Source organism: Lysobacter sp. P5_B12, assembly GCF_056400425.1.
The window spans coordinates 250,296-272,528 of record NZ_JBFULG010000004.1; the positions used below are offsets into that span (position 1 = coordinate 250,296).

Annotated in this window: 25 protein-coding genes; 8 read left to right on the forward strand and 17 right to left on the reverse strand. The window is 67.1% G+C overall.

The window, feature by feature from the left end:
• Nucleotides 1-36 precede the first annotated feature (36 nt).
• Nucleotides 37-435, forward strand: a complete 399-nt coding sequence (locus AC1DOM_RS08965; protein ID WP_498962365.1) for a low affinity iron permease family protein — start codon at nucleotides 37-39, stop codon at nucleotides 433-435.
• Between the two features lie 6 nt (nucleotides 436-441).
• Here AC1DOM_RS08965 and AC1DOM_RS08970 read toward each other — a convergent pair whose 3' ends face one another.
• The 5 genes from AC1DOM_RS08970 to AC1DOM_RS08990 form a co-directional block, all read right to left on the reverse strand.
• Nucleotides 442-1,473, reverse strand: coding sequence for an alpha/beta fold hydrolase (locus tag AC1DOM_RS08970; protein ID WP_498962367.1), 1,032 nt, complete (start codon nucleotides 1,471-1,473; stop codon nucleotides 442-444).
• Nucleotides 1,470-2,237: an alpha/beta fold hydrolase gene (locus AC1DOM_RS08975; protein ID WP_498962369.1), complete on the reverse strand. Its 768-nt coding sequence runs from the start codon at nucleotides 2,235-2,237 to the stop codon at nucleotides 1,470-1,472. Before AC1DOM_RS08975 ends, AC1DOM_RS08970 begins: the two co-directional genes overlap by 4 nt.
• Before the next feature lie 133 nt (nucleotides 2,238-2,370).
• Complete coding sequence (locus AC1DOM_RS08980) at nucleotides 2,371-3,417, reverse strand: NAD(P)H-dependent flavin oxidoreductase (protein WP_498962371.1); 1,047 nt, start codon at nucleotides 3,415-3,417, stop codon at nucleotides 2,371-2,373.
• Between the two features lie 3 nt (nucleotides 3,418-3,420).
• Nucleotides 3,421-4,182 (reverse strand): LytR/AlgR family response regulator transcription factor, encoded by a 762-nt coding sequence (locus tag AC1DOM_RS08985; RefSeq protein ID WP_498962373.1) that lies wholly within the window; start codon nucleotides 4,180-4,182, stop codon nucleotides 3,421-3,423.
• Nucleotides 4,179-5,252, reverse strand: a complete 1,074-nt coding sequence (locus AC1DOM_RS08990; protein WP_498962375.1) for a sensor histidine kinase — start codon at nucleotides 5,250-5,252, stop codon at nucleotides 4,179-4,181. Before AC1DOM_RS08990 ends, AC1DOM_RS08985 begins: the two co-directional genes overlap by 4 nt.
• A gap of 148 nt (nucleotides 5,253-5,400) precedes the next feature.
• On the opposite strand from AC1DOM_RS08990, the gene AC1DOM_RS08995 reads away from it, so the two are divergent.
• Nucleotides 5,401-6,075, forward strand: coding sequence for a DUF2306 domain-containing protein (locus tag AC1DOM_RS08995; RefSeq protein ID WP_498962378.1), 675 nt, complete (start codon nucleotides 5,401-5,403; stop codon nucleotides 6,073-6,075).
• On the opposite strand, the gene AC1DOM_RS09000 is transcribed toward AC1DOM_RS08995, so the two are convergent.
• From AC1DOM_RS09000 to AC1DOM_RS09055, 12 genes are all read right to left on the reverse strand, one after another.
• Nucleotides 6,072-6,992 carry a rhodanese-like domain-containing protein gene (locus AC1DOM_RS09000; protein ID WP_498962380.1) on the reverse strand — a complete coding sequence of 307 codons (921 nt, stop codon included), beginning with the start codon at nucleotides 6,990-6,992 and terminating at the stop codon, nucleotides 6,072-6,074. The two genes, AC1DOM_RS08995 and AC1DOM_RS09000, sit on opposite strands and share 4 nt — an antisense overlap.
• A 4-nt stretch (nucleotides 6,993-6,996) precedes the next feature.
• Nucleotides 6,997-8,304 (reverse strand): sensor histidine kinase, encoded by a 1,308-nt coding sequence (locus tag AC1DOM_RS09005; protein WP_498962382.1) that lies wholly within the window; start codon nucleotides 8,302-8,304, stop codon nucleotides 6,997-6,999.
• Nucleotides 8,301-9,041, reverse strand: a complete 741-nt coding sequence (locus AC1DOM_RS09010) for a response regulator (RefSeq protein ID WP_498962384.1) — start codon at nucleotides 9,039-9,041, stop codon at nucleotides 8,301-8,303. The genes AC1DOM_RS09005 and AC1DOM_RS09010 overlap by 4 nt, the downstream gene beginning before the upstream one ends.
• Before the next feature lies 1 nt (nucleotide 9,042).
• Complete coding sequence (locus AC1DOM_RS09015) at nucleotides 9,043-9,618, reverse strand: thioredoxin family protein (RefSeq protein WP_498962386.1); 576 nt, start codon at nucleotides 9,616-9,618, stop codon at nucleotides 9,043-9,045.
• An 8-nt stretch (nucleotides 9,619-9,626) separates the two neighbouring features.
• Nucleotides 9,627-10,052: an organic hydroperoxide resistance protein gene (locus AC1DOM_RS09020; RefSeq protein WP_498962388.1), complete on the reverse strand. Its 426-nt coding sequence runs from the start codon at nucleotides 10,050-10,052 to the stop codon at nucleotides 9,627-9,629.
• 8 nt (nucleotides 10,053-10,060) lie between these two features.
• Nucleotides 10,061-10,882, reverse strand: a complete 822-nt coding sequence (locus AC1DOM_RS09025) for an HvfC family RiPP maturation protein (protein ID WP_498962390.1) — start codon at nucleotides 10,880-10,882, stop codon at nucleotides 10,061-10,063.
• On the reverse strand, nucleotides 10,875-11,732 hold the full coding sequence (locus tag AC1DOM_RS09030) for an HvfB family MNIO-type RiPP peptide maturase (protein WP_498962392.1): 858 nt from the start codon (nucleotides 11,730-11,732) through the stop codon (nucleotides 10,875-10,877). The genes AC1DOM_RS09025 and AC1DOM_RS09030 overlap by 8 nt, the downstream gene beginning before the upstream one ends.
• Nucleotides 11,733-11,763: 31 nt before the next feature.
• Nucleotides 11,764-12,219: an HvfA family oxazolone/thioamide-modified RiPP metallophore gene (locus tag AC1DOM_RS09035; protein ID WP_498962394.1), complete on the reverse strand. Its 456-nt coding sequence runs from the start codon at nucleotides 12,217-12,219 to the stop codon at nucleotides 11,764-11,766.
• Nucleotides 12,220-12,264: 45 nt separating this feature from the next.
• On the reverse strand, nucleotides 12,265-12,894 hold the full coding sequence (locus AC1DOM_RS09040) for an HvfX family Cu-binding RiPP maturation protein (RefSeq protein ID WP_498962396.1): 630 nt from the start codon (nucleotides 12,892-12,894) through the stop codon (nucleotides 12,265-12,267).
• A 197-nt stretch (nucleotides 12,895-13,091) separates the two neighbouring features.
• A complete protein-coding gene (locus AC1DOM_RS09045; protein ID WP_498962398.1) occupies nucleotides 13,092-13,802 on the reverse strand; it encodes an SDR family NAD(P)-dependent oxidoreductase in 711 nt (236 codons plus the stop codon).
• A gap of 116 nt (nucleotides 13,803-13,918) precedes the next feature.
• Complete coding sequence (locus tag AC1DOM_RS09050; protein ID WP_498962400.1) at nucleotides 13,919-14,830, reverse strand: LysR family transcriptional regulator; 912 nt, start codon at nucleotides 14,828-14,830, stop codon at nucleotides 13,919-13,921.
• 13 nt (nucleotides 14,831-14,843) lie between these two features.
• Nucleotides 14,844-15,785 (reverse strand): GlxA family transcriptional regulator, encoded by a 942-nt coding sequence (locus AC1DOM_RS09055; protein ID WP_498962402.1) that lies wholly within the window; start codon nucleotides 15,783-15,785, stop codon nucleotides 14,844-14,846.
• A 114-nt stretch (nucleotides 15,786-15,899) separates the two neighbouring features.
• On the opposite strand from AC1DOM_RS09055, the gene AC1DOM_RS09060 reads away from it, so the two are divergent.
• From AC1DOM_RS09060 to AC1DOM_RS09085, 6 genes are all read left to right on the forward strand, one after another.
• The gene (locus tag AC1DOM_RS09060; RefSeq protein WP_498962404.1) at nucleotides 15,900-16,703 is read left to right on the forward strand and encodes an SDR family NAD(P)-dependent oxidoreductase; all 804 of its coding nucleotides are present in this window, start codon (nucleotides 15,900-15,902) and stop codon (nucleotides 16,701-16,703) included.
• Between the two features lie 41 nt (nucleotides 16,704-16,744).
• Nucleotides 16,745-18,346: an MFS transporter gene (locus AC1DOM_RS09065; protein ID WP_498962406.1), complete on the forward strand. Its 1,602-nt coding sequence runs from the start codon at nucleotides 16,745-16,747 to the stop codon at nucleotides 18,344-18,346.
• On the forward strand, nucleotides 18,343-19,374 hold the full coding sequence (locus AC1DOM_RS09070; protein ID WP_498962408.1) for an HlyD family secretion protein: 1,032 nt from the start codon (nucleotides 18,343-18,345) through the stop codon (nucleotides 19,372-19,374). Before AC1DOM_RS09065 ends, AC1DOM_RS09070 begins: the two co-directional genes overlap by 4 nt.
• A gap of 40 nt (nucleotides 19,375-19,414) precedes the next feature.
• Nucleotides 19,415-20,335 carry an SDR family NAD(P)-dependent oxidoreductase gene (locus AC1DOM_RS09075; protein ID WP_498962410.1) on the forward strand — a complete coding sequence of 307 codons (921 nt, stop codon included), beginning with the start codon at nucleotides 19,415-19,417 and terminating at the stop codon, nucleotides 20,333-20,335.
• Between the two features lie 13 nt (nucleotides 20,336-20,348).
• Nucleotides 20,349-21,338: an esterase/lipase family protein gene (locus AC1DOM_RS09080; protein WP_498962412.1), complete on the forward strand. Its 990-nt coding sequence runs from the start codon at nucleotides 20,349-20,351 to the stop codon at nucleotides 21,336-21,338.
• A gap of 134 nt (nucleotides 21,339-21,472) precedes the next feature.
• Nucleotides 21,473-22,198, forward strand: coding sequence for a TorF family putative porin (locus AC1DOM_RS09085; protein WP_498962414.1), 726 nt, complete (start codon nucleotides 21,473-21,475; stop codon nucleotides 22,196-22,198).
• Nucleotides 22,199-22,233: the final 35 nt, after the last annotated feature.

Genomic DNA, 22,233 nt, shown 5'->3' on the forward strand with positions numbered 1-22,233 from the left:
CCACGCTCGGCACCGGATTCCGCGCGAGCCAGCCCCATGTCCAAACGCAACAAACTCTTCACGCGCTTCGCCAAGAAGTCCGCGCACTTCACCGGCACGCCGGCGTGCTTCGTGATCGCACTGGCCGTCCTGGTCGTATGGGCCGCGACCGGGCCGATGTTCCATTTCAACGACACCTGGCAACTGGTGATCAATACCGGCACCACCATCATCACCTTCCTGATGGTGTTCCTGATCCAGAACACGCAGAACCGCGACACCGAGGCGATGCAGATCAAGCTCGACGAACTGCTGCGCGCCAATCGCTCGGCGAGCAACACGCTGCTGGACCTGGAGGAACTGGAGGAAAGCGAGATGGAGGAGCTGCGCAAGCACTACGAAGCGCTGGCGGAGAAAAGCCGCACGCGGCGCAGGAGTCCGCGCGATCGCAAGTGAGGCGCGTCAGAGGCGATCCGAATCGATGATCGCCTGGGCGAATTCGTGCGGCGCTTCCTGCGGCAGGTCGTGGCCGATGCCGCCGGTGAGCAAGCGGTGCGCGTACTTCCCGGTGAAGCGTTTGGCGTAGCTCTCCGGCGGCGGATGCGGCGCGCCGTTGGCATCGCCTTCCAGGGTGATCGTCGGCACGCCGATGCCGGGGAATCCCGCCAGCTTCTTTTCGATGTCGTCGTACTTCGGCTCGCCCTGGGCCAGGCCGAGGCGCCAACGATAATTGTGGACGACGATGTCGACATGGTCCGGGTTGTCGAAGGACTGCGCGCTGCGATCGAAGGTCGCATCGTCGAACGCCCACTTCGGCGAGGCGATTTTCCAGATGAGCTTCGCGAAATCGTGCGTGTACTTCGTGTATCCGGCACGCCCGCGATCGGTGGCGAAGTAGAACTGATACCACCACTGCAGCTCGGCTTCGGGTGGAAGCGGTGCCTGCGCCGCGGCCTGGCTGCCGATCAGGTAGCCGCTCACCGCGACGAGCGACTTGACGCGTTCGGGCCAGATGGCGGCGACGATATCCGCGGAGCGTGCGCCCCAATCGAAACCGCCGAAGACGGCCTTGTCGATCTTGAGCGCATCCATGAAGTCCACGACGTCCTGCGCGATCGCAGCCGGCTGCCCGTTGCGCATGGTGTCCGTCGAAAGAAAGCGCGTCGTGCCGTAGCCCCGCAAATGCGGCACCAGCACGCGGAATCCCTTCGCGGCCAGTTGCGGCGCAACCTCGACATAGCTGTGGATGTCGTACGGCCAACCATGGAGGAGCACGACGGGCGGCCCAGCCTTCGGTCCGTCCTCGGCGTAGCCGATGTCGAGGACGCCGGCGCGGACCTGCTTGATGTTCGCGAATTTCGTCGCACTGGCCGTCGACATGGCGGCGCGCGTCTCATGCGCGAAACTCAGCGGCGCGAGTGCGGCAGTCCCCAGGAGAAGACGCCGCCGCTGATCGCCCAGGCTCGGCAGTTGCTCGTGCATGGTGGCGTTCACTTGATCGAATCGACCGCGGCGAGGACCACTGTCGCGACGGCCTCGGGTTGCGAAACCATCGGCACGTGGCTGGAATCCAGTTCCGTCGTGGTCGCCTTGATCTTCTTGGCGAAGGCGCGTTCGGCATCGGGCTGGATCATGTGGTCGTTCTTCGCGACGATGTACCAGCTCGGTCGCGTGGACCACGCGGCCTTCGTCACCTTCGTATCGAAGGCCTTCGAATTGATGGGGCCCTGCGTCACCGCGATGAGGTTCGCGTCCTGTGGACCGACGTCCTGCGCGAAGTCTTTCGCCACCGTGTCCGCCGACAACGTCAGGAAGCCGTCCGCACTCGCGATCGGATGCGCGAGGCCCGGCGGCGGCGGGAAGCCCTTGCCGCCATCGGCGGTGGACTCGCCTTCCGAGGGTGCGAAGGCCGCGACATAGACGAGTGCCTTGACCTTGTCGTGGTTGCCGGCTTCGGTGATGACCGTTCCGCCCCACGAGTGTCCGACCAACACGATGGGGCCTTGCTCGGCATCGAGCACGCGCTTGGTCGCGGTGACGTCGTCGGCCAGCGAACTCAGCGGATTCTGCACCGCGACCACGTGCAGGCCCTTGGCCTGCAGCAGCGGGATGAGCTTGTTCCAGGACGATCCGTCGGCGAATGCGCCATGCACGAGCACGACAGTGGGCTTGCCCTTCCCCTCGGGTTCCGCGGCGCGAGCGGGCGTGGCGGCGAAGACGGCGAGTGCGACGAATGCGGACAAGAGCATGCGGTTCATGACGGCACCTTGGTTCACGCTGTGAATGGGAACGACGCCTTCGCGGCATCTTCGCCGCCCGCCGCGCGGATACGCGCTCACCCGCGCAGGCGATTGCATTCGGCGCGCGTGTGGCAAAGCGGCGATTAGCTGATCAGCGCAGTTCGGCGATCAATGCGTCCATCAGGGCGCGCGTCGACATGCGACGCGCGAGCGGCGCGCCCTGCCCGGCCCATTGCGCGCCGTAGCCCGATTGCCCGTGGGCGTCGGCGGCTTGCGCAAGCGCCTTGCCTGCGTCGTAGGCGATCGGATAGTCGGGAATCGCCGCATCAGGCAACTGCGCGCCAAGCCGCGTGAAGTCGTTCGCAAGGCAACGCGCGAGGCGACCAGAGATCGCGCGCGTCATGATCGTGTGGTGCGCGGCATCGGAATGCAGGCGCGCGCGATAACCGGCGTTCGCGAGCGATTCGCCGGTGTCGATGAAGGCCGTTCCCAGTTGCGCGGCACACGCGCCCAGGGCCAGCGCAGCGCGAATGCCGGCGCCGTCCATGAGCCCGCCGGCGGCGATGACGGGAAGTTGGGTCGCGCGCACCAGCACGCGCACCAACGCCATCGTGCCCAGGCGATCGTCGGGTGCATCGGGATCGAATACACCGCGATGGCCACCAGCCTCGAAACCTTGGGCGACGATGGCATCGAGGCCCGCAGCTTCGATCATGCGCGCTTCCGCGAGGCTCGTCGCCGAAGCGATCAGCACCATGCCCGCGGCACGCAACGCATCGCGCTGCGCATCCGTGGGCAGGCCGAAATGAAAGCTGACGACCTCGGGACGCGCCTCGACCAGCGCGGCCAGCATCGCATCGTCGACGCGGAACGAGGTATAGATCTCGCGCAGTGCCTGCGGCGGCTGTGCGTCGAAGCGCTGGAATTCGGGCGCCAGGCGCGCGAGCCATTCGCGCGCCTTCGCAGCATCGGCGACCGCGGGCCGATGCGCGAACACGTTGACGTTGAGCGGCCCGCGATGCAGCGCACGCGTGGCGGCGATCGCCTCGGTGGCCTGCGTCGCGGACATCGCGCCGACGCCCAATGCGCCGAGCCCACCGGCCGCCGACACCGCGGCCGCCATCGCGGGCGAGGAGACGCCCGCCATCGGGCTCTGGAAAATCGGAACGCGCACGCCAAGTGTGTCGAGCAGGCCCATGGGTCACCCCGCGCGGAAATGATGGGAATAGCGCCGACTGACCGGGAGCACGTCGGTACGCGACTTCAGGTGCAAGCGCGCCGTCTCGTTCTCTCCGCGCACCACGTGGCTGACGGCACGCAGGTTCACCACCACGGCGCGATGCACCTGGACGAACTGCGCCGGATCCAGTTGCGCAAGCAGGTCCTTCAAGGGCGTGCGCACCAACGCTTCCCCACCCTTGCCGGATTCCCCGCGCCACGCCACGCGCGTGTATTTTTCGTCGGAGCGCAGATAGTCGATGTCTTCGACGGCGATCAGGCGCACGTCGTTGCCCACGGACGCGCGCAGCCATCGCAAATGCTGGCGCGCCAGGTGCTGCAGCAGCGGCGCAAGATCCGCCATCGGCGCGTTGGTATCGAGCTGCGCCTGCAGACGCGCGACCGTGTCGGCCAGGCGCGCGGGCTCCACGGGTTTGACGAGGTAATCGATCGCGCCCTGTTCGAAGGCCTGGACCGCGTACCGGTCGTATGCAGTGACGAACACGACGTGGGCGCGCCGGTCGATCGCACGCGCGGCATCGATCCCGTCCAGGCCGGGCATGTGGACGTCGAGGAAACACACGTCGGGCTGCAAGGCTTCGAAGCGATCCACCGCTTCGCGCCCGTTGCGCGCCTGCGCCACGACTTCGAGTTCCGGCCATGCGTCCGCCAACAGACGCACGAGCGCGCGTCGCAGCAGCGGTTCGTCCTCCGCGATCAACGCGGTCGGTGCGCGGGCAATCATGGCGTCGGCGCCTGCGTCGGCAACAATAGTTCTGCGCGCGTCCCTTGCGGTTGCACGGCCGTGAGCGAAAGTCGCGCGGCGTCGCCGAAGGCGAGTTGCAGGCGTTCGCGCAGGTTCGACAGGCCCGTCCCATCGAGGGTCGAGCCAGACAGGCCGACGCCGGTATCGGTGACCTCGATGACGCACGCATCGCGCTGGAGCGTGGCACGGATGTCGATGCGACCGCCCTCCTCCGCAGGATCGATGCCGTGGCGCACCGCATTCTCCACGAGCGTGAGCACGCTGGTCGGCGGACACGCGACTTGCAACGCGGCCGGCTCGGCATCCACCGACCACTGCAGCCGATCGGGCATGCGCATGTGCATCACCGCGAGATACGCGCGCACCAAATCCAGCTCCTGCGCCACCGTTCCCCCCGGTTCATGCAGGCGCGGGACCGCCGCGCGCAGGTAGGCGATCAGGCTGCCGAGCACGCTGGAGGCCTGCGGCGATCCGGCATCCACCAACTCGCGCACGTTGGCGAGCGTGTTGAACAGGAAATGCGGTTCGACCTGCGCCTGCAGCAAACGCAAGCGTGCGTCGAGCGCATTGCGTTCGTATTGGCTGCGCTCGAGTTCGAAGGCCAGCGCCTGGCTGCGTGCCTGCCCGCTGATCTGCCGATACAAGGCCGACATCGCGACCCAGGGCGCGACCAACAAGCCCATGAACGCGATGAAGCTGAAGCCGCCCATGTGCGACTTCACCGACCACCAATGCACGTCGTGCGGCGTGGTGAAGGCGTAGGACAGCGCGGCGGCGATCGGCATGACAACGGCGACGCTCGCCACCTGCAAGCCCCAACGTGGAAACCACGCCGGCAACCGGCGCGGCCAGCGTTCGAACAGGCCGAAGACGAACAGCGCAGCGAGCCCGACCAGGAGCAGCCGCAACAGCAGCAACACGTAGGGCGCGGTCCAGTTGACCGACATCGGCAGACTGACGATGAAGGCCGCAAGGCCCACCACGCGCAGCCGGCGCCACCCGAACCACGGCCCGGGCACGGACGGAGGCGAATAACTGGCGTCGGACATGGCGCGACGATACCAGCCTGCCGCCTGCGCATCGTCGGCGCCGACCGTGCTTCATGCCCGCCAGACCGTCGTTCGTCGCAGGCGGGCTGGACGCACCCCTCGCACGCTTCCACATTCGGCCCACACCGGACCCGGGAGGTCGTTCGCCATGCTGTTGCGCTGGGTGCACATCGCTGCCGGATCGGTCGCCATCCTTGCGGGCTTCACCGCACTGTTCGCGAAGAAGGGTTCACCGCTGCATCGTCGTTCCGGCGATGCGTTCGTCGTCGCGATGATCACCTTGACCGGAACCGCCTGGTACGCCGCTTCCTTCGTCCATCCCAATCGCGGCAACGTGCTCGCCGCGATGGTGACGCTTTACCTGGTGACGACCGGCTATCTCACGGTCAAGCGCGAAGTGGTCATTGCGCACGGCTGGTATGTCGCCCTGTTGTTACTCGGCGCCGTGGCGACCGCGCGTGCGGCCTGGCTCGGCCTGCTGGCGGTGCGCGACGGCGGCGTGGATCACTTTCCCGCGGGTGTGTTCTTCGCGTTCGGATTCGTCAGCCTGGCGGGCACGCTCCTCGACGCGCGCCTCCTGATCGCCGGCCGCATCGCAGGCGCCCAACGCCTCGTGCGACATCTGTGGCGCATGGGCACGGGGCTGTGGATCGCGACGGCATCGCTGTTCCTCGGACAGGCGAAGTTCTTTCCCGATGCGATGCGCGGGTCGGGTGTGCTGAGCGTGCCGGTGTTGGTGGTTGCCGGCGTGACCTTGTTCGAACTGGTGCGCACCGTGCGCCGCAGGCGGAAGCCGGCGATCGAGCGAGGCCTCGCGCGCTAGACGCCGCCCTCGACCGCGCGCCCTTCGGCACGCCACGCCTCGAACCCGCCCGCCAACGGCCGCACGTGTCGGAACCCACGCGCCTTGAGCGCATGCGCCAGCACCGCCGCGCTGATCTCGTTCGGGCAATCGCAATACACGATCACCTCGCCGTGCGGCGGCGCCTGCGCTTCGTCGGGCGTGCGCACCAGCATCGCGCCCGGGATCCAGCCCGTGCTGTCGTGCTGGCCTTTCTCGCGAACATCGAGGATCAAGGGCGAACTGCCGGAGGCAATCAACGCGTCGAGTTCCGCGGGCGAAATCCGCGCCATGCGCAGGGCGCGCAGGAAGCGCTGTCGCCGCCACCATTTCCACGCGACGAAGGCAATGATGAGCCCGAGCACCACCGGCAGCGCGAAGTGGCCCGTGTTCTCCAGCGCGTTCAAGACGTCTTCGACGGCATCCTCGAACACGATGCCCAGGAGCACGGCGCCACCGGCCCACAGGGCCGCGCCGATCGCGTCGAAAAACAGGAAGGTCCGCGTCTTCGTGCCCGTTTGCCCCGCAAGCGTGGTCGCGACTGCGGCGAACCCCGGGACGAACTTGGCGACGATCAGCGATGCGGGGCCCCAGCGCCCGTACACACCGCGCGTGCGCATCACGCAGGAATCGGGCGAGAGCGACAACTTGCACATCAGGCGCACGAGCGTGTTGCCGAAGCGGCGCCCGCCGAGGAACCACGCCCAATCGGCGAGCACGGCCGCGAGGGTCGCGACGAGGAAGATGGCGAACGTCGATTCGCCATGGTGCACCGCGACCGCGGTGGTCACGATGACCAACGGATACGCGGGCACGGGAATGCCGCCCTGGTCGAGCAGCACCGAGGCGAACACGACCAACAGGCCCCAGGTTGCGATGAGTTGGAGCATCGCGTCCATCAGCTCAACTCCGCAGGCGCACGGTGGCTTCCAAACCACCACCTTCGCGATTGCGCAACGATAACGTTGCACCGATCGAATCGGCCAGCTGCTGCGCGATGGCCAGGCCCAGCCCCGTGCCGCCGGTTTCGCGATTGCGTGAGGCTTCGACGCGGTAGAACGGTTCGGTGACCATCGACAGTTCGCCTTCCGGGATGCCCGGGCCACGATCGCAGATGCGCACCACGACGTCGCCCGAAGGCTCGGCCATGGCCACGACGTCCGCCGCGCCCGCGTACTTGAGCGCATTGTCGACGAGGTTGGCGAGGATGCGGCGCAACGCATGCAGGCGCGTGGCGACCCGACGCTCCACGCGGCCGGAGAGCGTCACGGCCTTCCCCGTGTCGAGGTAATCGGCGACCAGGCTGTCGAGGAACGCATCGAGATCGGCGCGCACGATCGGTTCGGAGGCACCATGCGCCGAGCGTGCGTACGCGATGCCTTCGCGCACGAGGTGCTGCATTTCGCCCAGGTCGGCCAGCATCTTGCGGCGCTCTCCGGATGCGTCCATCGCTTCGGCGCGCAGGCTCATGCGCGTGATCGGGGTTTGCAGGTCGTGCGAAATCGAGGCGAGGATCTGCAGGCGTTCGCGCATGTAACGTGCGATGCGGTCCTGCATCGCATTGAAGGCCGCGACCGCATTGGCCACTTCCGTCGGGCCACCGGGTTGCAGCCGCGCGCCTTCGCCCGTCGGGCTCAGCGTCTGGGCCGCGCGCGCAAGCCGTTCCAGGGGGCGGGTCGCGAACCGGACGGCAACCCAGGTGCAGATCAACAAGAGCCCCAGTTGCGCCGCAAGCACGTAGGGCAGCCACGTGGCCAGCGGCATGACCGACGGCCGTGCGTCGATCGTGACCGGGCTGCCGTCGCCCAGGCGCACGTGCATTTCGAATCGCCGCGGGTCGCCGGCGATCGCGTTCGCGGTGATCGGATAGCGCGGACCAAGCACGGCGCCGATGCGCTGCACCAGGTCGCGCGCCTTCGCATTGGCCAGGGGCGCACCGCCCTCGCCCGGCCCCAGCACATAGTGGAACGTGCGCCGACGCATCAGCGGCAACATCTCCGCGCGCTCGGCCGCAGGAAGCCGGTCGAGCATGTTGACCGAAACGACGACGTCCTGTTCGACGTTGGACATCAACATCGAGCGCGCGGCGTCGTAACGTTCATAGAATTGCGACGCGAAGGCGAGCGCGTGCGCGATCAGCAACCCGCCCGCCAGGATCAGGAACAGGCGCGCTGCGATCGACTGCGGCCACCAGCGCGGCGCTGCGTTCATTCGCCCTCGCCCATCAGCGTCACCGCCATGCTGAAAACATAGCCTTCGCTGCGTACGGTCTTGATGTAGGTCTGTTCGCGCGCGCCGTCCTGCAGGCGCTGCCGCAAGCGGCTCACCAGCAGATCGATCGAGCGTTCGAACAATTCGGCATCGCGCCCCTGCGTCAGGTTGAGCAAGTGGTCGCGGCTCAGCACCCGGTTGGGATGATCGAGGAAGACGCGCAGCAGGCGGAATTCCGCACCGCTGAGCGAGACGACCGTGCCATCGGGATCGAGCAGATGGCGCGCGGTGGTATCCAGCTTCCAGCGGCCGAAGCCGATCATGCGCGCGGCCTCGGTCACCTGGAGATTGGGCGGCAGCATGCGCGTGCGGCGGATGACCGACTTGATGCGCGCCAGCAACTCGCGCGCCGCGAAGGGCTTGGTCACGTAATCGTCCGCGCCCATTTCCAGGCCGATGATGCGATCGGTCTGGTCGTCGCGCGCGGTCAGCATCACCACCGGGATCGCGCGGTGTTTGCCGGCGCGCAGATCGCGCGCGATGGTCAGGCCATCCTCGCCCGGCATCATCAGGTCCAGGACGATCAGGTCCACGGCGTTGCGTTCGAGCACCGCGCGCATCTCGCGGCCGTCAGCGACGGCCGTCGCGCGCAGGCCGTTCTTCGCCAGGTAATCGGCGACCATCCCGCGGATTTCGGCGTCGTCGTCGACGACGAGGATGTGGTCTGCGTGGTCCATCTCAATGCGTTCCCAGCAGTGCCTGGATCCGCGCTTCGGTCTGGGCGTAACCGCCCTCGCCGTAGTGGCGGTAGACCACTTTGCCGCTGCGGTCGACCAGATACAACGCCGGCCAGAAGCGGTTGCCCCAGGCATCCCATGTCTTGTAGTCGTTGTCCTGTACCACCGGATAATCGATCCCGTAAGTCGCGATGGCGTTCTGCACGTTGGCGGCGACGTGCTCTTCGTCGAACTCGGGCGTATGCACGCCGACGACCACGAGGCCGTCCTTTGCGTAGCGCGCATGCCACTGCTTCACCTGCGGCATCACGTGCAGGCAGTTGATGCAGGTGTAGGTCCAGAACTCCACCAGCACGACCTTGCCGCGCAAGTCGGCCATGGTGCGGGGCGTGCTGTTGAACCACTGTCCGGTGCCGGTGAATTCCGGCGCGGGCTGCGGCGTGACGGCGCCGGCATCGGGCGTACACCCGACACCGACGAGGAGGAAACACACGCCCGCGACGAGGGCCTGTGCCCAGCTCCGCGCCGCCGGCACGATGCCGGCGGCCTGGAAGCGCTTGATGCGCGTGCGTGCCATGGCGTGCATCACGCAGCCGCCACTTCCACTTCGATGTCGCCACGCGTGGCGCGCGAATACGGGCAGGTCTGGTGCGCGATCTCGACCATCTTCTTCTTGGTGTCCTCGTCGATACCCGGCAGGTTGACCGTCAACTTGGCGGACAACTGGTACTGGCCTGCACTGGTCGTGCCGAGGGTGACCGCGGCGTCGACCGAGGTGTCCTGCGGCAGGCGCACTTTCAACTGCTGCGCGGCGAAGCCCAGCGCGCCGATGAAGCAGGCCGACCAACCCGCCGCGAACATCTGTTCGGGGTTCGTGCCCGGCTTGCCGGAGCCCGGCGTGCTGAAGTCGACTTCCAGCTGGCCGTCGTCGGACTTCGCGTGGCCTTCGTGGCGGCCGCCGATGGTGTGGGTGTGCGCCGTGTAGAGCGCCTTTTCGAGGGGAAGGGTCATGACTGCGATTACCTTGTTGGGGAGGGAAGCAACGACAGAGCGGCGTTTTCGACACGCCGTGGGGCCTGTGGAGACACAGGATTCGTGGGCAACGCCGTGCCGGGCACGACGCCATCGATTCGCAATTGTTCGAGCACCGGCAGCGCGAGTGCGCGCAGTTGCTCGGGGTCGGCGCCAACCTCTCGCGCGAGGAGCGCCAGGTGTTCGCGGCCCGTGCGCGCATGCGACCGGATCATTTCGAGCAAACGATGCACGAGCGGCGCGATCTTCGTGAAACGCACCTCGCCCTGCGCATCGCGATGCACGAGCAGCGTGGTCGCCTCCTTCGGCGCCTGCTTCGGCACCTGGCCCGGCCCGATCTCGCTCACCGGCCAGCGATAGGCCAGCGGCAACGCAAGCGGCGACAGGACCGGGACGCCTTCGATCAGATCGCCATCGCGATCGTGCGGGGGAATCGTTGCATCGCTGACGAACAGCGCCTGCTCGACCCATTCGTAATGCGCGAGTTCAGGCAGCCAGGGCAACAGCATGTCCTCGCTCGCGTGCATGTCGAGGTATTCGACGAACTCGCCGGCGACCTGCGGAAACAGCGGCGTGCGGCTGCGATGCCGTGCGTAGAACGCGCGGACCAGCGCCTTCCAGCCGGCTTCGCCGAGCGTCTGGCGGATCACCGGGAAGCCGCCGGCCAGCAAGGATTCGATCGCATTGAAAAACAGCTCGCGGTAAATCCGCAGGCGTCGTTCCTCGATGCCCGGCGGCGGCGCATGCGCGTCGGGATCGCGAAGGTGGCGCGCCATCGTGAATTGCTGTTCGCGCAGGATCTCATGCACGGCGCAGCTCCTTCAGTCGCTGCCGATCGGTGTAAGTGTGTTGCAACATGCGGATGCGGTCGGTTTCGGCCAGGAGTTCGGCGATGGGCGGGAAATTGAAATCGCGTTCGAGCAAGGTCGGGCGCACGCCGAAACGGCGATACGCGCTTTCCAGCAACTGCCACACATCGCCCTTGACCGGCGCGCCGTGCGTGTCGACCTTCAGGTCGATGTCTTCGTCGTAATGCCCGGCGATGTGGTACGAGGCGATGCGATCGGCCGGCAGTTGCGCGATGAAGCGCTCGGCGTCGTAACCGTGGTTGATCGAATTGACATAGACGTTGTTCACGTCGAGCAGCAGGTCGCAATCGGCTTCGGCAAGCACGGCATTGATGAAATCGCCCTCGGCCAGCGCCTGGTAGGGCGCCGCATAGTAGGAAACGTTCTCCACGGCGATGCGCCGGCCGAGCACGTCCTGCACCTGCCTGATGCGGGCGGCGACGTGGTGGATCGCTTCCTCGGTGAACGGGATCGGCATGAGGTCGTACAGCTGCCCGTCGTCGGACGTATAGCTGAGGTGCTCGCTGTAGAGCACGACGCCGAACCGGTCGTTGAACGCGCGCGTCTTCGCGAGCAGGTCCATGTCCAAGGGTTCGGTGCCGCCCAGCGAAAGGGACAGGCCGTGGGCGGAGATCGGGAAGCGCTTGGACAAGGTGTCGAGTTGCTCGCCGAACTTGCCGCCCACGCCGATCCAGTTGTCGGGGGCCACTTCCAGGAAATCCACGGCATGCGCGTCCATCGCAAGAAGGTCGTTCATCAGGCCGCGGCGAAGGCCGAGGCCGGCTGAGGTCAGGGAGTCGATGCGGCGCATGGGCGTGGATTCCGGGAAGTGGAAAACGTGGTTACTCGGGGAATGCAGCGAAGAGGTTGAGCGGGATCTTCCGGCCGTTCGCCTCGAAGCGACCCTTGACGTAGTCGTAGGCTTCGCGCTCGGAGATGTAGCCGTCCTTGTTCGCGTCCTTGTCGGCCCAGCCCTGTCCGGTCGGAACGCGGGCGAGGTATTCGGCGTGCGAGACGCGGCCGTCGTCGTCGGTGTCGGTCTTGGCGAAGCGTGCGTCGCCGCACTGCCCTTCGCCGCACTTGCCTTCGGCGGTCTTGCTCGCGGCAGCCTGCCTGGCCGGCTTGGCGTTGTTCGTGCCGCACTTGCCTTCGCCGCATTTGCCTTCATCGCCGACGTGGGCGGCGGCCACCATGTAGGGCTGCGCGAGCGGCTGCACGGCGAAGGCCGAGGTGCTGAGGGTGAGGCCGGCGAGCGCGAGGCCGAGCATGCCGAGCGTGGTGGTGTTGGAACGGGACATCGTGGAACTCCAGTAGGTGCGGCGTCGCCGCGGGGGAATGGACGATCAGGAAACAGTGCGTGCCGTCGGGCGTGCCGCCGGCCAGGCCGCGAGCAATAGGCCGGCGATCGCCAGCGCGCCGCCGAACCACGGCAACAACAGCGAGGTGGTGACACCGATGGCGAGGGTCACGACGCCGAAGGCGCGCGCATCGACGTTCGTGCGCGGCACGCCGCCGCGGCTGGCGGCGATGAAATGGTCGACGCTCAGGCGGCCTGCGCCGTTGAGCATCAGCGGCAGCAGCATCAGCAGGTAGATCAGCGGCAACTTGTAGTTGCCGAAGCCTTCGTTCGTGATCGCATAGCCCTGCCACAGCTCCGACAGGCTCGACCAGTCGCTCGGCCAATGCACGGCGTAGATCGCGACGACGGTGAGCACGAACAGCGCCGAGGCGACGTAGCGCGTGCCCAGGCCGACGACCAGCGCGATGCTGCCGAGCAGCTCGATCCACRTCGCCAGCGTCCAATTGAGCGAGGGCGAAAGCAGCGAGAACGGCACGGGGAACTTGTCGGCGGCATCGACGAACCAGTTCTGGCCGGTCAACTTCTCATGGCCGGCTTCGAAGAACTCCCAGCCGAGGATGGCGCGCAGGCCGAGCGGTGCGAGCCATTGGCCGACGCCGTCCACTCGGGTCATGAAGGGGGAACGCTTTGTGGGAATCGTGTCGAGGGTGTTCATCGGGGAATTTCCTTTGGGGGGGCCGGAGGGGCCCCCTTCTGCATGGCGCCATTTGGCGCTTCCCCCGTATCGCCCGCGTTTCGCAAAACCCCGTTTTTGTCGGGAAACTTGGCTGTGTGGCGGGCGGATACGTTGCGTTACAAAACGCCGATCATTCAGTGACCGGCGCTCTGGCCGCCATCGACGTGCAGGATCTCGCCGGTGACGAAGCCCGCGCTCTCCAGGTACATCACGGCCTGGACGATGTCGCTGATTTCACCCATCCGGGCGACGGGATGCAGCGCGGAGAGGAACGCGTGCGTTTCCGGCGGGTGCATCGGCGTCTTGATCACGCCGGGCGAGACTGCGTTCACGCGGATGCCGCGCTTGGCGTATTCCACCGCGAGCGACTTGGTGGCCGAGTTCACGCCGCCCTTGGTGAGGTTGGCGAGCACCGACGGCACGCCGTCGATCGCATGGTCGGCCAGGCTGGTGGTGATGGAGACCACGTGCCCACTGCCCTGCTTTTCCATTTCACCGAGCGCTGCCTGCGTGAGGTGGAAGAACCCGCCCACGTTGGTGCCGATCGCCGAGGCGTAATCCTCCGCGGTGTACTGCGCGAAGGGCTTGGCGATGAAGACGCCGGCGTTGTTGACGAGCGTGTCGATGCGGCCGAACTTCTCCAGGCCCTCGCGCACGATCTTCTGCGCCACGGCCGGATCGGCGATGTCGCCGGCGACCACGTGGATGTCCGGGTCGCTCGAGGCCTTGATCGAACGCGAGTTCGCGATGACGCGATAACCACGGTCGCGGTAGGCGCGGACGAGGCTGGCACCGATGCCCTGCGATGCGCCGGTGACGATTGCGACTTTCTGTTGGGTGTTCATTGCTGTGTTCCTTGAATGGGGGAGGCGTCGTTTTTCGACGGGGCCCAATCTAGGCGTGCAGCACGCGCTTTAGAATCCGCCGATCCAGGCAGACATTCTTCCGCGCAGCGAACGAATCAGACGCGCAAACCGGCGAAGGTGGCGCGCAAACGCGGCAAGGCGAACTCGACGAAGGCGCGCACCTTCGGCACCGACAAGCGACCCTGCGGGCACACCAGGCTGACGGGAATCGGCTTGGGCTCGTCGTCGGGCAAGACGATGCGCAACGCGTCCTGCGCGATGAGCGGCGCGACGTGATAGGACAGCACGCGGCCGATGCCGTGGCCTTCGACGACCGAAGCGATGGCCGCATGCAGGCTGTTCACCACCAGGCGCGGCACGAACGCGACCGAACGCGGAATGCCTCCCGCCTCCACGGCCGGGAAACGCCAGCCATCCAGGCCCATGTGGTCGGTGGTGATGATCGCGTGCTTGGCCAGGTCGCCGATCTCGTCGATGCGCGGATGCGTGGCGAGATAGCGCGGCGAGGCGACCACGATCCTGCGCACCTCCCCCACGGGTTTGGCGATCAGCGTCGAATCGGCCAGGTGGGTGATGCGCAACGCGACATCCACGCCCTCCTCGATGAGGTTCGCCGGCCGCTCCAGCAATTGCAATCGCACCTGCACCGTCGGATGCGCATCGATGAAGGCATCGACGATCGGGCGCAGGATCTCGACCCCGGTGTACATGGTCGCGGTGATGGTGAGCGTGCCGCGCGGCACCGATCGCTCGCTGGCGGCTTCGCGATCGGCCTGTTCGAGTTCGGCGAGCACGCGTCGCGAAGCCGCCGCATAGCGCTCGCCGGCTTCGCTCAACTTGAGCGAACGCGTGGTCCGGTGCAGCAACGGCACGCCGACGTGCGCTTCGAGGTAGGCGATCGCACGGCTCACGGCAGCGGGGGAACGCCCCGTTCGCCGGCTCGCGCCCGCAAGGCTCCCTTCGTCCAGTGCGGCGACGAAGATCTTCATGGCCTCGATGCGATCCATTCGCCTACTCCGCTCAGGCCGCCGTCAGGCGCGCGTTGCGCCGGATGACCTGCGGCGGTTGTCCGAACGCGCGCAGGAACGCACGCCGCATGCGCTCGGGATCGGCGAAGCCCGTTTCCGTCGCGACTTCGTCCATGGTGATGCGGCTTTGCTCGACCATCATGCGCGCGGCTTCCACGCGCAGTTGCTCGACCGCCTTCGCGGGCGATTGGCCGGTTTCGGAGCGGAATGCGCGGCTGAATTGCCGCGGGCTCAAGTGCGCGGCCTCCGCGAGTTCCTCGACCGTCAGCGCCGAACGCAGGTGCTGGCGCGCATACGCCAGCGCGCCCTGGATGCGATCGGTCTTCGCATCCAGGTCCAGTAACGCCGAATGTTGCGATTGCCCACCCGCGCGCCGGTGGTGCACGACCAGCAGGCGCGCGACGGCGCGTGACATCTCGGCGCCGAAGTCTTTCTCGATCATGCCCAGCGCCAGATCCACGCCCGCGCTCATGCCGGCGGAAGTCCACACGTTGCCGTCGATGATGAAGATGCGGTCTTCCTCGACGTGCGCATCCGGGAATTGCGCCTGCAGCGCCTTCGCCCAGCTCCAGTGCGTCGTGACGCGCCGGCCGCCGAGCAGGCCCGCTTCGCCGAGGAGGAACGCACCGGTGCACACCGATGCGATGCGACGCGTGGTGGTCGCCTGGCGTCGCAACTGGCGGATCAGGCCCGGTGGACCCGGCCTGGGCTGGATCAGCCCCGTGACGATCAACGTGTCGACGCGCTGCCGCGACAAGGCCTTGGTTTCCAGCGGAACGCCGAAGGAATTCACCAGCGGCCCGCCGTGCTCCGACAGCAGGCGGATGTCGTACAAGCGCTCGCGCGCGGCGGTGTTCGCAAGTTCGAAGGCCGACGCGGCCGCAAGGCCCATGATCTGGAAGCCCGGCGGCAAGACGAAACCGATGGTGATCATGGCAGTTCCTCGCGATGGCATGAAACGAGGTATATACGACATTTCGGCCACGCACAACCCGGCCTAGAGTGCGCCCCGTACCCGGCACCCCGCCGACCTACGGAACCCCACTCCATGAATACCCTCCTCCACCGCGGTACGGCGCTGGTCACAGGCGCATCCTCGGGCATCGGCGCGGTCTATGCCGACCGCCTCGCCCGATCGGGTTACGACCTGATCCTCGTCGCGCGTCGCGCCGATAAGCTCCGCGCGCTCGCCGAAGACCTCACCAACCGCACGGGTCGTTCGGTCGAAACGCTGGCCGCCGACCTGACGGATGCGGCGGGCGTGGCGAAAGTCGAAGACGTCCTGAAGCGAGACGCGAGCATCACGATGCTCGTGAACAACGCGGGCATCGGCGCCACCGCGCCGCTGTTGCAGTCGGACATCCACGAGATGGAGCGGATGATCGCGCTCAACGTCAACGTGCCGACGCGCCTGTCCTACGCGGTGGCGCCGGCCTTCGTCGCGCGCGGCCAGGGCACGATCGTCAACATCGCCTCCGTCGTCGCCATCGCGCCGGAACTGCTCAACGGCGTCTACGGCGGCAGCAAGGCTTATGTCCTCGCGTTGACGCAATCGCTGCACCATGAACTCGCTGACAAGGGCGTACGCGTGCAGGCCGTGCTGCCGGGCGCCACCAGGACCGACTTCTGGGACGTCGCCGGCAAGCCCGTCGAAGAACTTCCGCAAGAAATCGTGATGTCCGCGCAGGACATGGTCGACGCCTCGCTCGTGGGCCTGGAATTGGGTGAAGTGGTCACGATCCCCGCGTTGCCGTCCGCCGAGTTCGACGCGTGGCAAGACGCGCGCAATGCGTTGGCGACCAAGCTGTCCTCCACCACGCCGGCCGCGCGCTACGCGGTCGCCGCGAAGTAAGGAACAGGACCGGCGCGCCCACGCGGCGCGCCGGACCGACCATGTCCATGAACGCAATCGCCGCCACCGCCCACGCCGCCGCTGCACCCGCACCCGCCGCGGCCCCGCGCACCGGAACGCTGGTGTTCACCGCGCTCGCGGGAAGCTTCCTCGCGAACATGAGCGCGCAGTTCACCGGCACCAACATCGCCGATATCCAGGGCGGTCTGGGCGCGTCGGCCGATGAAGTGTCCTGGGCCACCACGCTCTATTCGGCGGCGAACTTCTTCGGTTTCGTGGCATCGCCCGTGCTCGCACGGACCTTCGGCCTGCGCCGCCTGTTCCTCGCCAGCGCGGTGGCATTCGCGATCATCGCGTGGCTGTCTTCGAGTGCGACGTCGCTGCCGTTCCTGCTCGTGATGCGCGCATTGCATGGCTTCGTCGGCGGCATGTTCGGCCCCATGGCCTTCACCGCGCTCTTCCGCGCCTGGGGTGGCAGCCCGCGCCTGCCCTTCGGCCTGGCCTTGCTGGCCTTCGTGTTGCTGGTTTCCGTCAATGCAGGGCCCGTGGCGTCCGGGTATATCGAGGCGGCGTTGGGTTGGCGTTCGTTGTTCCTCCTGCAAGGGCTTTCCGGCGTGCTGCTGATCTTCGCCGGCCTGCGCTGGCTGCCCGCGTCGCCCGTCAACAAGGCGGAATTGAAATCCGATTGGATTGCCGCGCTGCTGTTCGCCGTCGCCACGAGCAGCCTGCTCATGGTCGTTTCGCAGGGCACGCGCCGCTTCTGGTTCGACAGCCCGATCATCGCGACGCTGGCCGCGATCGGCATCGGCGCCGGGATCGGTTTCGTCGTCATGTATTTCACCTCGCCGATGCGCATCGTCAACTTGCGCAAGTTCGCCGACCGCCGCTTCGCCGTGCCGATCACGATGAACTTCATCGTTCGCGCGACCTTCGCCATCACGGTCTATCTGATTCCGTTGCTGCTGGGCTACACGCAGGGTTATCGCCCGCTGCAGACCGCCGGCGCGCTGTGGTGGAACCTGGTGCCGCAGATCCTCGCCTTCCTGCTGGCGTGGTCGCTGGTGAATCGCTTCGACGGACGCGTCTCGATGCTCGTCGGCGTGCTGGCGTGTTTCTTCGGCGTGGCGCTGGGCAGCGATGCGAGCAACCTGACGGCCGGCGCGCAATTGCATGCGAGCTTGGCGTTGATCGGTGCCGGGCAGATGCTGTTCCTCGTGCCCGGCGTGATGATCGGCGCAGGCTCGCTCAAGCCCGAAGACGGCCCGACCGCGGCCATCCTGTTCAACATGACGACCGTCGGCGGCACCGCGATCGGCGTCGGCATGCTCACGCACTTCACCACCGAGCGCGAGAAGTTCCACTCCAACGTCCTCGTCGAGCATGTCTCCTGGCTCGATCCCTCCCAGGCCGATCGACTGACCGCACTGGCGGACAAATGGTCCGCACGCACCGGCGACGAAACGCTCGCCATGGCACGCGCCATCGCACAGGTCGCCGCAAGCGTGCGCCGCGAAGCCTGGCTGCTCGCGATCAACGACGCCTTCGTGCTGGTCGCCGTGCTCCTGCTTTTCACCGGGTTGCTCGTGACGCTGCTCGGCCCCGTCCCTCCCCCCGTTCGTGTTCGTACCGGAGCCACTCCATGAAACTTCGCACCGCTTCGATCGTCGGCGTGATCGCCGCCGCCGTCGCCACCGCCGCCGCGGCCGCGGCCCTGCATCCCGATGGCGTCGTGCAGTCCTGGGGATCGCATTACACCGACAACGCGTACGTGCGCGGCGATGTCACGCAACTCAGCCCGAAGGTCGCCGGCTACGTGGTGGACGTGCGCGTCAAGGACAACCAGCGCGTGGCCGCCGGCGAGATCCTGTTCCGCATCGACGACCGCGACTATCGCGCGAAGCTCGCGCAGGCGCAGGCCGCGGTCGCTGCACGACGCGCGGCGGTGGTCAACCTCGACGCGCAGCTGCGCCTGCAGCGTGCCGTGATCCGCCAGGCCGATGCGGCCGTCGGCGAAGCCTCGACCGAAGCGGCGCGTTCCTCGCGCGATGCGGCGCGCGGCGCGCAACTGGTCAGCCAGCAATTGATCGCCGCCGCGTCGTTCGATCAACTTCAATCCTCGGCGCAAGCCGCGGCATCGCGCGTCACCGAAATGCAGGCCAACGCCGCCGCGGCGAACCAACGCATCGCCGTGCTCGAAAGCCAGCGCCCGCAACTGCAGGCCGATATCCGCGCGGCGGAAGCGACGGTCGCGCTGGCGCAGCTGGATGTCGAAAGCACGACAGTGCGCGCGCCCGTCGCCGGTCGAGTGAGCGAGCGCATCGCGCGCGTCGGCCAATACGTACGGCCCGGCACGCAGTTGATCGGCCTGGTGCCGACGGAACTGTGGGTGGTGGCCAACTTCAAGGAAACCCAACTGCACGGCATGCGCATCGGCGATGGCGTCGACGTGGAGATCGACGCGGTGCCCGGCACCAGCTTCCACGGCCGCCTCGAAAGCCTGTCGCCGGCCAGCGGCGCGCAATTTGCATTGCTGCCGCCCGACAACGCCACCGGCAACTTCACCCGCATCGTGCAGCGCGTGCCCGTGCGCATCGCATTGGACGACACGCGCGAACTCGACCGTCTGCTGCCCGGCATGTCGGCGAGCGTACGCGTCCTGGACGGCGAGTGATCCGGCCTCCGTTCTTTCCCCTGGAACTCCGAGAATCCCCATGAACACAGCACCCCCCATCCTCGTGACCGGCGCCGCAGGCGACATCGGCGCCATCGGCCGCACGCTCACCGAACTGCTGCTCGCAAAGGGCCATCGCGTGCGTGCACTGGTCCGCCGCGAAGACGCGCGCGCCGCCGCTTTGCGCGCCATGGGCGCCGAAGTGGTGCAAGGCGACCTCACCGACCTGTCCGACATGCACCGCGCGATGGAAGGCATCAAGCGCCTGTACTTCGGCATGTCGATCTCTCCGACCTACCTGGATGCGACGGTCAACACCGCGGCGGTCGCGCGCCACCACGGCGTGGAAGCCTTCGTCAATCTGTCGCAGATGACCGTGTCGCAGATGAGCATCACCGAATCGACCCGCAGCCCGCAGCACAAGCAGCATTGGCTCGCCGAGCAGGCGCTCGCCTGGTCGGGCCTGCCGGTGGTGACCGTGCGTCCGACGGTGTTCCTCGAAGGCTTCTTCCTGCGCCTGGCGGCCGATGCCGTGCGCGCGAACGATGCGCTCATGCTGCCGCTGGGCCAGAGCAAGACCTCACCGATCTCTTCGGTCGATGTCGCGCGCGCGGTCGCGGTGATCCTCGATGAACCCGCGCGGCACATCGGCAATGTCTACAACCTCACGGGCTTCGCCTCGACCGACCTGGACCACTACGCGGCGGATTTCTCGAAGGCATTGGGCCGCCCGATCGCGTATCGCGACGTCCCGTTGGAAACCTGGGCGCAACGCCTGCGTGAAGCGGGCTTGCCGCCGCACATGGTCGCGCACCTGGTCGAGATGGCGCACTTGCACGTGGCCGGCCGCTACGACCGCATGACCGACGATTTCGCACGCATCACCGGCCACTCGCCGATCAGCATGCGGCACTTCGTCGAACGCAACGCAGCGGCGTTCACGCAGGCGCGGGCGGCCTGATCGACGGCGCGGCATGTCGCTGCTGCCCGTCACTTCCGCGCGGGACAACCTCCGGCACTTCCGGGTGGCACTGCGCGGGCTGGTCGGCGGCGAACATACCGCCGATCGCACGGGCGTCCACCTGCCGCAGGGCTACGACGCCGACAAACGCGTGCTCGTGATGCTGCATGGCCTTTTCAGCAGCCCGCTGATCTGGTTGCCGTTGACGGAGGCCATTGCACAGGATGCGCAGCTGCGTGCGCGATTCCAGACATGGCACGTGCTGTACCAGACGAATGTCCCGGCGATCGTCGCGCGCCGGCGCGTGCACGACGACCTGATCGCCGCGTACGACTTGCTCGATCCGCGCGGCGATGCAGCGGCGCGCGAGCACCTGGTGCTCATCGGCCATAGTTTCGGCGGCGTGGTCTCGCGCCTGCTGTGCGCCGACAGCGGCAACGTCCTTTGGGACGCGGCCTTCCAGGCCCCGCCCGAACGCGTACAGGCAAGCGATGCCGACGTGCGCTCGGTGCAGGAGGTTTTTACCTTCGCGCCGCTCCCGGGCGTATCCCGTGCGATCTTCATCGCAACGCCGCATCGCGGCAGTCCGCGTGCATCGACCGCGCTCGGCCGGTTCACGCGACTGCTGGTGGGCCGCCGCACGCCGGAGATCGATACGCTCCAACGCATCGCCACTGCCGACCCCGATGCGGTCCGACCGGAGTTGCGCACGTTGTATCGGCGCGGCTCGGTCGACAGCGTCACATCCTTGCAGATCACGCAACCCGTGCGCGTGGCCAGCGAATCCCTGATGCCGGGCGCGCGGATCCCCTTCCACACGATCGCCGCCGCGATTCCCGGACGCAAGCCGGAAACCGACGGCTCCGTGCCGCTGGACAGTGCATTGATCGAAGGCGCGCGCTCGACCCTCGTCGTGCCGGGCGACCACCATTTGTTCAACCATCCGGCGACCATCGCCGAGGTGTTGCGGATCCTGCACGAGGCGCTGGAGCCGGTGCATTGATCAGGATCGACGGCCACCGGGTTTACGCCGAATTGATGCGCACGCACGTTCCCGGGAATGGAGATTTGAGGGGCCGACTTTCGACAATTGCCGCGTGGCCGGACCGGGCCACCTGTGGATCGAAGGATGGCTCGATGCATGCGCAATTCCGGGCGCGCACAACCGCCCTGCCCCTGATCACGACGATCTGCGCACTGGCATGCGCGTTGGGCCCCGCACGCAGCGAGGCTGCCGATTTCAGCGGCAACGCGGCGCTGACGTCGGACTACGTCTGGCGCGGAAGCACGCAGACGCACGGAGACCCCGCGGTGCAGGCGGGTTTCAAGGTCGCCGGGGCGTCCGGGCTGTATGCATCGGTGTGGGGCTCGAGCGTCGAGTTCGCGCCGGAAACGCACGCGAGCAGCGAACTCGATTTCACCGTCGGTTGGAGCAACGCTTTGTCCGACGACTGGGCGCTGGACATCAACCTCCTGCGCTATCAGTTCCCGTCCACGACGATCGACCTCAACTGGACTGAATTGAATTCCACGCTCACCTGGAAGAACAACTACTGGGCGTCGGTCGGCTGGTCGGACGAAGCGCTCGGCTACGACGCCAGCGGTACCTACGCGCTGGTGGGCGCGAAGCACCCGGTGAACGACACCTTCCGCTTCGAAGCCGCGCTCGCGCACTACTTTCTTGACGACGCAGTGGTCGCCGAAGACGGCTACACGCATGGCTCGGTCAGTGCCGTGTGGGCCTTCCACGCGCCCTTCGAACTGCGCGTGACCGCGCACGGCACCGATTCGAATGCCAAGCGCATCTTCGGCGAGGACTTCGCCGGATCGCGCATCGAAGCGGCATTGCAAGCAAGTTTCTGATGCGGGCACCCGAACGGGTGATGCGGCGGCGGCGC

Coding starts and splice junctions, on each gene's coding strand:
- AC1DOM_RS09060 (WP_498962404.1), top strand. CDS start 15,900: ATGAATACCCTCCTCCACCGCGGTACGGCGCTGGTCACAGGCGCATCC.
- AC1DOM_RS09030 (WP_498962392.1), bottom strand. CDS start 11,732: ATGCGCCGCATCGACTCCCTGACCTCAGCCGGCCTCGGCCTTCGCCGC.
- AC1DOM_RS09075 (WP_498962410.1), top strand. CDS start 19,415: ATGAACACAGCACCCCCCATCCTCGTGACCGGCGCCGCAGGCGACATC.
- AC1DOM_RS08975 (WP_498962369.1), bottom strand. CDS start 2,237: ATGAACCGCATGCTCTTGTCCGCATTCGTCGCACTCGCCGTCTTCGCC.
- AC1DOM_RS08995 (WP_498962378.1), top strand. CDS start 5,401: ATGCTGTTGCGCTGGGTGCACATCGCTGCCGGATCGGTCGCCATCCTT.
- AC1DOM_RS09010 (WP_498962384.1), bottom strand. CDS start 9,041: ATGGACCACGCAGACCACATCCTCGTCGTCGACGACGACGCCGAAATC.
- AC1DOM_RS09015 (WP_498962386.1), bottom strand. CDS start 9,618: ATGGCACGCACGCGCATCAAGCGCTTCCAGGCCGCCGGCATCGTGCCG.
- AC1DOM_RS08990 (WP_498962375.1), bottom strand. CDS start 5,252: ATGTCCGACGCCAGTTATTCGCCTCCGTCCGTGCCCGGGCCGTGGTTC.
- AC1DOM_RS09005 (WP_498962382.1), bottom strand. CDS start 8,304: ATGAACGCAGCGCCGCGCTGGTGGCCGCAGTCGATCGCAGCGCGCCTG.
- AC1DOM_RS09055 (WP_498962402.1), bottom strand. CDS start 15,785: ATGATCACCATCGGTTTCGTCTTGCCGCCGGGCTTCCAGATCATGGGC.
- AC1DOM_RS08980 (WP_498962371.1), bottom strand. CDS start 3,417: ATGGGCCTGCTCGACACACTTGGCGTGCGCGTTCCGATTTTCCAGAGC.
- AC1DOM_RS09070 (WP_498962408.1), top strand. CDS start 18,343: ATGAAACTTCGCACCGCTTCGATCGTCGGCGTGATCGCCGCCGCCGTC.
- AC1DOM_RS09045 (WP_498962398.1), bottom strand. CDS start 13,802: ATGAACACCCAACAGAAAGTCGCAATCGTCACCGGCGCATCGCAGGGC.
- AC1DOM_RS09050 (WP_498962400.1), bottom strand. CDS start 14,830: ATGGATCGCATCGAGGCCATGAAGATCTTCGTCGCCGCACTGGACGAA.
- AC1DOM_RS09000 (WP_498962380.1), bottom strand. CDS start 6,992: ATGGACGCGATGCTCCAACTCATCGCAACCTGGGGCCTGTTGGTCGTG.
- AC1DOM_RS09085 (WP_498962414.1), top strand. CDS start 21,473: ATGCATGCGCAATTCCGGGCGCGCACAACCGCCCTGCCCCTGATCACG.
- AC1DOM_RS09020 (WP_498962388.1), bottom strand. CDS start 10,052: ATGACCCTTCCCCTCGAAAAGGCGCTCTACACGGCGCACACCCACACC.
- AC1DOM_RS09065 (WP_498962406.1), top strand. CDS start 16,745: ATGTCCATGAACGCAATCGCCGCCACCGCCCACGCCGCCGCTGCACCC.
- AC1DOM_RS08985 (WP_498962373.1), bottom strand. CDS start 4,182: ATGATTGCCCGCGCACCGACCGCGTTGATCGCGGAGGACGAACCGCTG.
- AC1DOM_RS08965 (WP_498962365.1), top strand. CDS start 37: ATGTCCAAACGCAACAAACTCTTCACGCGCTTCGCCAAGAAGTCCGCG.
- AC1DOM_RS09035 (WP_498962394.1), bottom strand. CDS start 12,219: ATGTCCCGTTCCAACACCACCACGCTCGGCATGCTCGGCCTCGCGCTC.
- AC1DOM_RS09080 (WP_498962412.1), top strand. CDS start 20,349: ATGTCGCTGCTGCCCGTCACTTCCGCGCGGGACAACCTCCGGCACTTC.